General features: G+C 45.6%; 5 protein-coding genes. 3 read left to right on the top strand and 2 right to left on the bottom strand.

All coding sequences use genetic code 11. The features are described 5' to 3' along the window. Positions 1-58 precede the first annotated feature (58 nt). Both SD961_RS01520 and hhe read right to left on the bottom strand, forming a co-directional pair. The gene (locus SD961_RS01520; protein ID WP_318788644.1) at positions 59-721 is read right to left on the bottom strand and encodes a hypothetical protein; all 663 of its coding nucleotides are present in this window, start codon (positions 719-721) and stop codon (positions 59-61) included. Positions 722-1,246: 525 nt separating this feature from the next. Further along, positions 1,247-6,937: a DUF4011 domain-containing anti-phage protein Hhe gene (gene hhe, locus SD961_RS01515; RefSeq protein WP_318788643.1), complete on the bottom strand. Its 5,691-nt coding sequence runs from the start codon at positions 6,935-6,937 to the stop codon at positions 1,247-1,249. A gap of 321 nt (positions 6,938-7,258) precedes the next feature. On the opposite strand from hhe, the gene hsdR reads away from it, so the two are divergent. The 3 genes from hsdR to SD961_RS01500 all read left to right on the top strand — a co-directional run bounded on the left by hsdR (position 7,259) and on the right by SD961_RS01500 (position 12,988). After that, on the top strand, positions 7,259-9,688 hold the full coding sequence (gene hsdR / locus SD961_RS01510) for an EcoAI/FtnUII family type I restriction enzme subunit R (protein WP_318788642.1): 2,430 nt from the start codon (positions 7,259-7,261) through the stop codon (positions 9,686-9,688). Positions 9,689-9,761: 73 nt separating this feature from the next. Continuing rightward, positions 9,762-11,231 (top strand): N-6 DNA methylase, encoded by a 1,470-nt coding sequence (locus SD961_RS01505; RefSeq protein ID WP_318788641.1) that lies wholly within the window; start codon positions 9,762-9,764, stop codon positions 11,229-11,231. Continuing rightward, complete coding sequence (locus tag SD961_RS01500) at positions 11,231-12,988, top strand: restriction endonuclease subunit S (protein WP_318788640.1); 1,758 nt, start codon at positions 11,231-11,233, stop codon at positions 12,986-12,988. Before SD961_RS01505 ends, SD961_RS01500 begins: the two co-directional genes overlap by 1 nt. The last annotated feature ends 2 nt before the right edge of the window (positions 12,989-12,990 follow it).

Raw genomic sequence — 12,990 nt, 5'->3', positions numbered from 1 at the left:
CTCATTAAGATAAAACACCAATATACTAAACACAACACCCACAATAATTTATTAAATGCTAAACCTTATTAGAGTATATCATTTTAAGCATCGCTACATGGGCTACAAAAGGAATAGTGATTCTATATGCCTCACCCACACTCTTGTTAACGATGCCCAGTGTGCTAACTAATGCGGTAGCTGGAAACATACGTAAAGCGACGAAAGCAGCTGCACTCGCGGCAGCAGATAGACCGATCAACATCCCTTTATCGTCGATTTGTAAGTTGTCCTGCATTTTAAAGAAACCGGCGACGACTTTATTTTCTGTACAACGTTCCCATCGGGAATAGTCATCTAAAGATTGCCATCCCTCCCCAAACAGGCTGAACACTATTTCTCGCTCTTTTTGCGAATCAATTTTGTTCTTGCTGTCTATCCCATTGAGCTTCTTATGTACATCGGTTAGCAACTCAGAGTAGCTTAAGGGTTCACTTCGAAACACGTTAACGAGAGAATGCCCTCCATATTCTTGTAATTCACGTAGTAAATGCCTTAATCCCAGGTCGCTGTATCTCTGCTCTGCTTTTTCCTCTAGTAATAAATCTTTAACCGAGGATGACAGCGCAAGTCGTCCATTACCGTTATCTGTTAGAACATCAATCAAATAGTTGACATGTTTGCCATCAACCTTTTTAAGTAGTTCCAAAATACTTAAATCACACTTCACGGGCTTTTGCATTTTCACCTTCTCACATGCCATAGGGTCATTTAGGTATAGGGTCTTGATTTGGCAAAAATCACCTACTCACAATAACGTCAGCTGAACTGACCTACGCCCGTCAATATACATTTGGAATGTTTTAGCTAAATCGCTATCAGTATCAAGAACATGTCTAACTAATGCTCCCCGACCTGAGCTCATCAGATGAGCTTCCTTACAATTTCATTCCATATTGAAATTTTTCTAACGAAAGTATTATCATCGGCACGAACCAGTCTAACTTTAGCTCCATTTGATCTGTCGTCCATATCAGATACAACCCTCAGTGAGTAATGTCGGGGCCTTTGACCTGCTTCCCGTTGATTAACACACCCCGATGTTAGTAATGTCATCATTATCAATATAAGGACATCTTCCATGAAGAAACGTTTTTCCGATGAACAGATCACCAGTAACATGATCGCTCAAGTCTAATGTAACGGTTAAGCCTAATGAAAATTTTATGGCTGTAGGCCAGAGTTTGCTCTGGCCCTTACAAAATTATTAAAAGTCCACCACCACATCATGCCCATCAATAATTTCGAGAACCGTATCAAGGAACATTCTGGCCTCTTGCGGTTCCGTGGCATCTCGCAAGTATTTAGGAATGCGTTCAACAAACTCGGATTTAGAAAGAGGCTGGTGCTCAACGAGAGCTTCAATCATTGATTGTCTCAACAAACGATGCTCCGAAGAGACCTCAGGAAACTCAGCAGCAATTATTTCCTGAGCAAACCTTTCTAAACGAGAATGCAGAGACTCAGAGACATCACTGTAATCGGTGATGTCCTCGGATTTAGTACTTTTATCATCGACCAATACATCAGAAAAATGTTCTTCAACAATGATTGGTGCTGCTGTAAATGGCGTTTTGAGTTGATTCAATTCTCGGATAATAGGCCCAAGAACTTCATCGGGATTACTGAACCAGTCTGTTGACCATATACGGGAAATTTTCCAACCTAAGCGTTCTAAAACCTCTTGTCGCAAACGGTCACGGTCACGAGCTGATTTGGCTGAATGATAGGTTGCGCCATCACACTCAATCCCCATCAAGTAACGACCCGGCTTACCCGGATCTCGAACGGCAATATCAATAAAGAAGCCTGCAACACCTACCTGCGGCTCACAGTCAAAACCGGCTGTTTTTAAGGCCTCAATGACAGAAATCTCAAAATCACTGTCCGGGGCTTTGCCTGTAGAAACACCCACGCCATCCATATTGCCTTTTTCAGCAAAATGCAGGAAACCACGTAAAGCTTTAACTCCTCGCTTAGTGTTCTCTGCAACCTGTATGTCATCAGCATGCATAGAGCTGAAAACGTGCATGCGCTTACGAGAACGTGTGAAAAGTACATTTAAGCGACGCCAGCCCACATCTGAGTTGATAGGTCCAAAGCGTTGGAATACGCGCCCACCAGCCTCTCCAGGCCCATAGGTAAAGGAGATGAAGATGATATCTCGCTCATCACCCTGAACGTTCTCCAGGTTCTTGATAAACAGAGGGTCGGTATGAGCCCTAAGCTTGCCGATTGCCACATCCATTTGTGGATTATCACGACATAGCTCATCAACCGCCCGCTCTATTTGATCACGTTGCCTGGAGTTCATTGCCACAACACCCAATGACTGCTGCGGGTATTCCACCGCATGTTGAGCAATGGCTAAAGCGATAACGCGGGCCTCTTCTATATTGTGCTGATTGACAAAACGACCATTTTTTACATAGGAAAATTTGATGCCATACTCTGCCGATTGCGCATTGGGAGAAGGGAAGACTACCAAGTCGCTGTCATAGAAATGACGGTTAGAATAAGCAATCAAGTTTTCATGTTGAGAACGGTAGTGCCAACGCAGACGGCGCATTGGGAACAGGGGCAATGAGGCATCGAGAATACTGTCAGTCAGGCTAACCGCCGCGGTATCTTCATCTTCGTTATCATCAGAATCTGCTCGATCGAAGAAACTGGTTGGCGGTAACTGTTTGGGGTCGCCCACCACCACGATTTGTTTACCACGTGCAATAACACCCAAAGCATCTTCTGGTTTGACCTGAGAAGCTTCATCCATTACTACCAAGTCGAACTCAATTTCTCCCGGCTGGAGATAATTAGCTGCCGACATCGGCCCCATCATAAAGCAGGGTTTAAGCTGAATTAATGCTCTCCCAGCTCGATTAATTAGCTGGCGGATGGGAATATGGCGCATCTTTTTGCCGAGTTCATTATTAATCAGCGCAAGCTCGGTATATTCGGACTTCTTCCCGCCTGAACTCCCCTGGGGCACCTGATTACGGGCAATAGTCGAGGCGATACGCTGGCGTTGTAATGACTTCAATTTCTTGTCGTACATTCGGAACGTCTGCTGAGAGACAGATCGCTGATTACCAGAAACACGTACTAGCCGTGGACGAGCGGCCACCACTTCGCGAGCCAACTGATCGTAAATCGTCATCATCAGGCCAGTTTCGACCTGCTCAATTGGCAACACACGATTAAATACTGCATTTTGAATGAGTTGCAGCCCCTGCTCGCGTATTTCTTTAGCAACACGGTTAAAGTTGAGCCAGCCATTGAGCCATCGGGGTTTAACTATCGCCTCATCATTGCGCGCAATCAGATCATTTAAGCCATCGTTACAGCGGAACTGCCACTGCTCAATATCGAGCTGAGTCTCAGCGACAAAGCGTTCCCTTTGGGTAAGGTGGCTTTGCCACAGTTTGTTAAAGCGGCTTAAGTCTTCATAGAGGCCATCCAATTGGCTTTTTTCCTCAAAGCGTTTGATAATGCCAATCAGCTCTTCAAATTTAACAGCCTGCTGTATCGCATCATCAAACGCCAAAGTGCCCAAGATTACTGATAGTGCATACTCATTTTTCTTTTCAAAACCAAAAAGCAGTTGCTCTTGCGTGCCAAATAGCTGTTCAGGCAAAGGTTTAGCTTTAAGATCGGTTTGCATCTGCTGCAATTTATACAGCAGAACCGCTTTCTCTTTGGCGTCCCGCAATGACATAGCATCATGCTTGAACCATTGCTGCAGCGGCGACAGTGCGTTAATAAGCTTCTCGCGGGTAACCTTTAATACACTGTTATCACCTACCAGAGCTATTTCGACATCTTTTAGGGCTTCAATATTAGGTAGAAGTAGATAAAGCTCGGATAATTTCCCAATGCTGGAATTGATATTATCGGCTATCCCGTGATGCTTGAGTTGATGGATACCTTTTATCAGTTGGCTATCAAGAGCCAACAAGGCACTTCCTAAAGCAACATTGGGACCAAAACCTACTCCCCATGTTGCTCTAACATTTTTGTACCACTTTCTTAGCTGCTGCAGATTATCGAGAGGTGTATCGATGCCTTGATAGTTATCACCTAACTCACGACTGAAATTTGCTTGTTCTAATGCCAGACTACCGGCCATATACTGACGTAATTGGGGTAAATGCTGGAAAAGCGTTTTCCACGGAACATTCACTCCCTGAGATAAATTCAATAATGATTGTTTAGCCTGTCGCCATGAGCCACTCAACCAACTGAACATACCCGAACGGGTAAGCTCTGACTCAATATTTTTTAGTTCTTCCTCATGAGGTAAGGAGTAGAGTTTAAAGTGAACCTTTAAAGCCTCGCGAGCACTGAGCAACGGGGTGATATGCCCTGCCAATTTATCCAAAACGCCGTCAATTTCATCATCATCAAAGCGCTCGTGACGATGCTTAAGCAGCTCTGGAGAAATTTGAACGGCCAGTTCGATAAGCTCAACAATGTGTTTAAACCCTTGGCGGTCAGATTTCATCTTTGACGACAGGGCAACGGGCAATGAATCCACTAAGTCTGACAGTTGCGTCCAATGCTGCTCGAAAGCAGAGTTCAATTGCTCAAGAGAAAGAATTAACCTGGCAATATCACCAAGTGAACTGTTTTCATTGACGCCAAACTCTTTATGAATATCAGCAAATTCAGGGATTACTGCAGAGATTTCCAGCGCTTTCAGCTTCTCTGCAATCAGGTGATTAGCCATTTCTTCGTAGGCTGATTGAACAACCTCAAAATCTTGTAACCACGCTTTTAACTGGTACTTATTTTCTTCATCCAGTCGTTTGAATGCGCTGAAATTAAGTAATTCTGACAACGCTGGAAGACGACCGGAGTCATCGACCAATTGCTGCTGCAAGGTGAGAGTCTTCAACCGTTCTATGGGTAATGCATATTTTTCGAGGAAATTACCCAGGCAGTGCTGCCACGCCGTTAAAGAGGCTTGCCACTGCTCCAAACCAGCAACAATTCTATTACTGTCAAACAGCTGAATTTCAAGATTATTTACCCCATACCATGGGTGATCTGAAAGCTGAGCGTGCTCCCCAACTTGAGCACGAAATTCATGGACCACCTTAACAAATGAATCGACCTGATCTTTAAGTCTCAATTGAGCAATATGGTCAAGTTTTTGCCCAGAGAGCCCTTCGATATGCAAGTCTTTCGGTTCGATATTGAGCATCCGACGATAACGAGCTGCCCCGGTCAAAATTTCATGAATAGTGATACCCGTGTTTTCCCAAGGCTGATTAACTTCGCGGGCATAATCATTTAATTCAATTTTTAGCTCTTCATAACGCGCAATCTCCGCCTCAATATGGACACGGGCAGTATTCAAGGAACGGTTATTGATACGCTTCTGAATTTCGTCTAACACTTTACGTTTATGGGACTTATGGCTATGCAGCTCTAGGCAAAAATCACCCAACCCCGCTTTGTCTAAACGTGTTTTAACGACTTCCAGTGCGGCAAGCTTTTCAGCGACAAACAGGACTTTTTTGCCGTTTAAAATAGCGGCTGCGATTAGGTTAGTTATAGTTTGTGACTTACCGGTACCCGGTGGCCCTTCAATCACCAAATTTTTACCCATGACCGCGTCAACTAACGCGCTGTGCTGGGAGCTATCAGCATCATCAATCAGTGGGAACTGCTGGTGGATTTGGTCAATCTCATCAATCATATATTCAGCTGAAACGCCTGAGGAACTCCCTTCTCCCGTCTGCGATGTGAAAAGACGTTTTATCACTTCATGATTGGCAATGTTTTTTTCGCCTGCGGGCCAGCGTGCAGGATCTAAGTCGATATACATCAGCATTTTACTAAAATTAAGTAAGCTCAATGCGCCATAGCGACGGACCGACCAACGAGGTTTATTTTTCCCAATCATGGCCTGAACCTGCTGGAAATAAGCTTCAGGGAGCGTATTTTCATCAAGTGCAGGCAAAGCAAGACCGAAATCACTCTGTAATTTTTCTCTGAGTGACAGATTGGGCAGAATATCCTCACCGGTGTGGCTCAGATGGTAGCGATAAAGCCCCGCCTCTGCGTCCAGTTTGCCTCTTTCGAGAGTCACCGGAATGGTAAATAGCGGCGCAAATCTTGCCTTGTTGGAGTCATCAGATTCATACCACTCCAGGAATCCCAGGGCCAGATAGAGGATACCTGCCCCCGTCTCCTCGATAGCGGTTTGCGCCTTACCATGAATTGAACGCAGTAAAGCTTCCAACTCCGCAGGGAAGTGTAGCGTTTGGATCTCATTATCAGTCAAAGAAGCCTGTACACTGGCCGATTTCAGCGGCTTTCCCGCCTTGGCTTCGCGTTCAAACTCACCAAGATCTTTATACCCAAGCTTATGAATCAACAAATCAAGCTTTTCTGCCGGTAAATCTGAATTTAACTTAGCCTGGCGAATACCAGAGAGTTGACCCTTGTTGTCTTTGAGATACTGCTCAATTGCCGCTCTGGCTTTCTTTACCAGCAGATACTCATCGTCAGAGACATTAGGCCGGGCCTCCGCAAACAGTTCAAAATCAGTATTTAAACCTAACTTACCTGCCCAAGCCTTAGCATCAGGTGCCGACTTAAGGCTAACTTCCGACTGTTTATCATCTTTACCCAGATAACCATATTCCTGAAGTTGAGCCTTTGTTGGATCAGGTACCGGCGCAAACTGCATCACCTTATCGTCTACCAAGGTTTGATAAAGCTGGTCTGGCAATTCGTTGATAATACGCAGCGAAGAATGCTTTTTATCGATAGGAAAATTAAGCAATCTGTTACGTGCGGTAAGATCTAATAGCTTTCGACGCATGTCCTCAAGTGATTTGAGAACATAGGCCTCTGAAGAATCCGCTGTGGTACGAAGAGGTGCAGTCATCAGGCTTCCTTAATAATTAATGATTTCTCTGCGTGATTAATTATGGTTTATCAGCCTTTATTAACGCAGACGAGCAGTCACATTCATAAAAATGATGAATTGAAATCATACCCTTCGTTTTATATATGGCAATATTGCCAAGATGTTTTGGTTTTTATGGCGACTTAAGTGGATTTTGGCATTATGAATGTGGTGTACCAATGCCTACTTCAAGCATAAATTTCTAAGCTTCAAGAAAAAACACTTCATAAACGTTAACGCAAACACGGATTTGTGTAAAAATCAGCTAAATCCCATTCCCTTTGGTGAGCACCGGACGCTATGGCCGATTTTAATAAAAGCAATCTGACCGAAACCGACATCATTACCAAGTTTATCCTTCCGGCTATCAAAGATTCGGGCTGGGATGTCATGACCCAGATCCGCCAGGAAGTAAAACTGCGAGATGGCAAAGTCGTAGTGCGTGGAAAGCTGGCAGCACGATTGTCCGTTAAATCTGCTGATATCGTGCTTTACCATAAGCCAGGGCTGCCGTTAGCAGTGATTGAAGCCAAAGCTAATAAGCATGAGGTAGGAAAAGGCATGCAGCAAGGGTTGGGTTACGCCTCACTGCTTGATGTTCCTTTTGTTTTTGCTTCTAACGGTGACGGTTTCATTTTTCATGACAAAACCAATCCAGCGCAGCTTGAGTCAGAAATTTCTCTGCATGACTTCCCTACTCCAGCTCAGCTATGGCTCAAATTCTGTACCTGGAAAGGTTATACCTCAGAGCAGCTCCCAGTCATTACTCAGGATTACTTCGATGATGGCACTGGTAAAGCACCGCGTTATTATCAGCTCCAGGCCGTAAATAAAACCATTGAAGCCGTGTCCGCAGGGGCGAAACGTGCATTGTTGGTGATGGCAACAGGGACAGGAAAAACCTACACCGCGTTTCAGATCATCTGGCGGCTGTGGAAGGCGAAAAACAAGAAACGTATTCTCTTTCTTGCTGACCGCAATATTCTCGTCGACCAGACCAAGAATAACGACTTTCAGCCCTTCGGTAGCGCAATGACCAAAGTGACGGGTCGCACCATTGATCCAGCTTTTGAAATCCACCTTGCACTATATCAGGCCATTACCGGACCGGAAGAATCACAGAAAGCCTATAAACAGGTTGCTCCTGACTTCTTCGACCTGATTGTAATCGATGAGTGCCATCGCGGCAGTGCTTCAGAAGACAGTTCATGGCGTGAAATTCTCGAATATTTTGGCAATGCCACGCAGGTGGGCCTCACCGCGACCCCTAAAGAGACGGATGAGATCTCCAGCACCGACTATTTTGGCGACGCGGTATACACCTATTCGCTTAAAGAAGGCATAGAGGATGGCTTCCTTGCCCCTTATAAAGTGGTACGCGTTGATATTGATGTCGATCTACAGGGCTGGCGGCCTACCAAGGGCCAGATAGATAAAAACGGCGAGCAAATTGAAGACCGGATCTACAATCAAAAAGACTTCGACCGAACTATGGTGATTGACGATCGCACCATGCTGGTAGCGCAAACCATTACCGACTATTTGAAGCGCACCAATCCAATGGATAAAACCATTGTCTTCTGTAACGACATCGATCATGCCGAGCGCATGCGCCGCGCCTTGGTTAATCTGAACCCCGAACAAGTCGCCAGGAATGAGAAATATGTGATGAAAATCACCGGCGATGATGATGAAGGCAAAGCTCAGCTGGATAACTTTATTAATCCGAAGAAAGCTTATCCGGTTATCGCCACCACCTCCGAGCTGATGAGCACGGGCGTTGATGCCAAAACGTGTAAGCTGGTGGTGCTGGATCAAAATATTCAATCAATGACCAAGTTTAAGCAGATTATTGGCCGCGGCACGCGCATTGATGAGAAGTATGGCAAGCTGTGGTTCACTATCCTCGACTTTAAAAAAGCCACTGAATTGTTTGCAGATGAGCGTTTTGATGGTGTCCCTGAAAAGGTTATCCGCACCACTCCCGAAGAAATCACCGATCCTGAATCAGATTTTGACGAGGTTCTGGCAGATGAAACGCCTCCAGAAGAACCAGGCAATGTTGCAACGGTGCTTGAAGAAGAAGCGGCAGAATACAGCGTAACGTCAGACGACGAGCCTACAGTATTTTTCGAAGACGATGAGCATAAAATTCGCAAATTCCACGTCAATGGTGTTTCGGTTAAGGTGCTGGCTAAGCGCGTGCAGTATTATGACGCCGACGGAAAGCTGGTCACCGAATCTTTCCAGGACTACACCCGTAAAACCCTGATAAAATCCTACGCCTCACTCGATGAGTTCACCACTAAGTGGCAAGGCAGCGCGCGCAAGCAGGCAATCATCGAGGAGCTTGAACAACAGGGCATTCTCTGGGAAGTTTTGGCTGAAGAAGTGGGCAAAGATCTCGACCCGTTCGATTTACTTTGCCATGTGGTTTACGGTCAGCCAGCGCTGACTCGCCAGGAGCGGGCAGCGAACGTGCGTAAACGCAACTATTTCACCAAATACGCAGAGCCTGCACAGCAGGTACTAAGCGTCCTGCTCGATAAGTATGCCGATGCAGGGGTAAAAGAGATTGAGGATATCCAGGTACTTAAACTGAAACCCTTCGATACCCTTGGGCGTCCACTTGAGATCATCAAAAGCAGCTTTGGTGACAAAAAAGCCTATGAAAATGCCGTAAACGAACTGGAAAACGAAATTTACCGGTTACCGCCGCGCTCCGCCTAATCGCTTAACAATTTAATGCCACCGATGAGTCTACGCTCGCGGTGGTATCCTTTTTTAAAATGGATAATCCACTATGTCTATCAGCTCCGTTATCAAATCCCTTCAGGACATCATGCGCAAAGATGCTGGTGTCGACGGCGATGCCCAGCGCCTTGGCCAGCTATCCTGGCTGCTATTTCTGAAAATCTTTGATACCCAGGAAGAAGAGTTAGAACTGGAGCAGGATAACTATCAATTGCCTATCCCGGAGCGCTACCTCTGGCGCACCTGGGCAGCCAACAGCGAAGGGATTACTGGTGACAACCTGCTGGAATTTATCAATGATGACCTGTTCCCAACCCTTAAGGACCTGACCGCCCCGGTTGATAAAAATCCGCGTGGGTATGTAGTGAAACAGGCGTTTAGCGATGCCTACAACTACATGAAAAACGGCACGCTGCTGCGTCAGGTCATTAACAAGCTGAACGAAATCGACTTTAGCAGCAGCACCGAGCGTCATCTGTTTGGTGATATCTATGAACAAATCTTGCGTGACCTGCAAAGCGCTGGTAACGCCGGTGAGTTTTATACCCCACGTGCCGTAACCCGTTTTATGGTGAACCGCATTGACCCGAAACTGGGTGAGTCGATTATGGACCCCGCCTGCGGCACCGGTGGCTTCCTGGCCTGTGCTTTTGACCACGTTAAAGATAACTACGTTAAAAGCACCGCGGATCATCAGAAACTTCAACAGCAGATATTCGGCGTTGAGAAGAAACAGCTGCCGCATCTGTTGTGTACCACCAATATGCTGCTGCATGGCATTGAGGTACCTGTGCAAATCCGTCACGGCAATACGCTAAACAAACCGCTGTCATCCTGGGATGAGCAGCTTGACGTGATTGTCACCAACCCGCCGTTTGGCGGCACGGAAGAAGACGGGATTGAGAAGAACTTCCCGGCAGAGATGCAGACGCGTGAAACCGCCGACCTGTTCTTACAGCTGATTATCGAAGTGCTGGCAAACAAAGGCCGCGCGGCCGTGGTCCTGCCTGACGGCACGTTATTTGGTGAAGGCGTTAAAACCAAAATCAAAAAGTTGCTTACTGAAGAGTGCAACCTGCACACCATTGTGCGTTTACCAAACGGCGTGTTTAGCCCATACACAGGCATTAAGACCAATATTCTGTTCTTCACCAAAGGTCAGCCCACCAAGGATATCTGGTTCTATGAGCACCCCTATCCAGAAGGCGTGAAAAACTACAGTAAAACCAGGCCGATGAAGTTTGAAGAGTTCCAGACTGAGATCGACTGGTGGGGTAACGAAGCTGACGGTTTTGCCAGCCGCGTGGAAAGCAATCAGGCATGGAAAGTAGGTATTGACGAGATTATTGCTCGCAACTTTAACCTCGATATTAAAAACCCGTATCAGGGTGAAGTCGTTAGTCACGACCCGGACGAACTGCTTGCTCAATACCAACAGCAGCAAATCGAGATTAGCCAGCTGCGCAACCAGCTACGCAATATCCTCGGTGCCGCGCTTGCAGGCAAAGAGGTCAACTGATGTCTGTAGAACAACTGATCACCCAACATATCGATACCTGGACTTCTGCCCTGAAAACCCGCTCAACTGCCGGGCGTGGCAGTAACGGTAAGATTGACCTTTATGGTATTAAGAAGCTGCGTGAGTTGATTCTGGAGCTGGCCGTGCGCGGTAAGCTGGTACCGCAGGACCCGAATGATGAACCGGCGTCTGAATTACTCAAACGCATAGCAGCTGAAAAAGCCGAGCTGGTGAAGCAGGGTAAAATCAAAAAGCAGAAGCTTTTGCCGGAAATTAGTGAGGATGAGAAGCCCTTCGAGTTGCCGGTGGGATGGGAATGGGTTCGAATTTCTGAAATAGGACATGATTGGGGACAAAAAACACCGGACCGTCAATTTACCTACATTGATGTTGGCTCAATCAATAAAAAACTAGGTATTATTAATGAACCTGAAATTGTTCAGGCGAACGATGCTCCATCCAGAGCAAGAAAAATAGTAAAAAAAGGTACAGTCGTCTACTCAACCGTAAGGCCATATTTATTAAATATTGCAATGATTGCAAAAGAATTTGACCCAGAGCCTGTTGCCAGCACTGCATTTGCCATTATTCACCCTTTCAGGGGGGTATTTTCAAAATACATTTATTATTATCTTCGTTCATCAACGTTCATTACATATGTAGAGGGCTGTCAAACGGGAATTGCTTATCCAGCCATTAATGATAAACAATTTTTCACAGGGCTCATTGCTATACCACCCTCTAATGAGCAAGATCTTATCGTAAATAAGGTTGGCGAACTCATGGCCTTGTGCGACCAACTGGAACAGCAATCCCTGACCAGTCTGGAAGCACATTCTCAGCTTGTAGAAACGCTGCTGGCAACGCTAACCAACAGCAAAAATGCAGACGAGTTAGCCGAAAACTGGGCGCGAATGAGCGAGCAGTTCGATACGTTTTTTACCACCGAAGCCAGTATCGACGCACTTAAGCAAACCATTCTGCAACTGGCGGTGATGGGAAAACTAGTGCCGCAGGACCCGAATGATGAGCCCGTATCCGAACTGCTTAAACGTATTGAGCAGGAAAAAGCGCAACTGGTGAAAGAAGGTAAAATTAAAAAACAAAAACCTTTGCCGCCAGTGAGTGACGAAGAAAAGCCTTTTGAGTTGCCGGAGGGGTGGGAGTGGTGTCGTTTTGAAGATATTGTTGATATCCAAAGTGGTATAACTAAAGGTAGGAACCTTGTAGGTAGAGAATTGATTTCAGTACCATATCTGCGTGTAGCAAATGTTCAACGGGGACATCTCGACTTATCGGAAATAAAAACAATAGATATTCCTGCTGATGAAAAAGACAAGTATCAAGTTAAAACAAATGATCTATTAATTACAGAAGGCGGTGACTGGGATACTGTTGGAAGAACTGCTGTCTGGACTGAATCTTCATTTTACATGGCTAATCAAAACCATGTTTTTAAAGCCAGACCGATTATGAATGAGTTGAATGTCAAATGGATTGAAATATTTATGAATTCGTCTGTTTCACGAAAGTATTTCGCGGGTGCTAGTAAGCAAACAACAAATTTGGCGTCAATAAATAAAACTCAGCTTCGCGGATGTTTTATTGCATTACCTCCAATTAGTGAGTCAAGTAGGATTTTAGCTCAATACATGTCACTTCTGAATGTTTGCGACGGCCTCAAATCCCAACTGCAATCTGCCCAGCAAACCCAGTTGCACCTGGCGGATGCACTCACTGACGCAGCGCTAAGCTAAGG

The sequence above is a fragment of the Erwinia sp. MMLR14_017 genome, assembly GCF_033657285.1.
Taxonomy (GTDB): Bacteria; Pseudomonadota; Gammaproteobacteria; order Enterobacterales; family Enterobacteriaceae; genus Erwinia.
This window is presented reverse-complemented; position numbering and strand designations above follow the sequence as displayed.

Bases quoted from the DNA above. Each gene is read 5' to 3' on its own strand.
- SD961_RS01505 (WP_318788641.1), top strand. From the start codon at position 9,762: ATGTCTATCAGCTCCGTTATCAAATCCCTTCAGGACATCATGCGCAAA.
- hhe (WP_318788643.1), bottom strand. From the start codon at position 6,937: ATGACTGCACCTCTTCGTACCACAGCGGATTCTTCAGAGGCCTATGTT.
- hsdR (WP_318788642.1), top strand. From the start codon at position 7,259: ATGGCCGATTTTAATAAAAGCAATCTGACCGAAACCGACATCATTACC.
- SD961_RS01520 (WP_318788644.1), bottom strand. From the start codon at position 721: ATGCAAAAGCCCGTGAAGTGTGATTTAAGTATTTTGGAACTACTTAAA.
- SD961_RS01500 (WP_318788640.1), top strand. From the start codon at position 11,231: ATGTCTGTAGAACAACTGATCACCCAACATATCGATACCTGGACTTCT.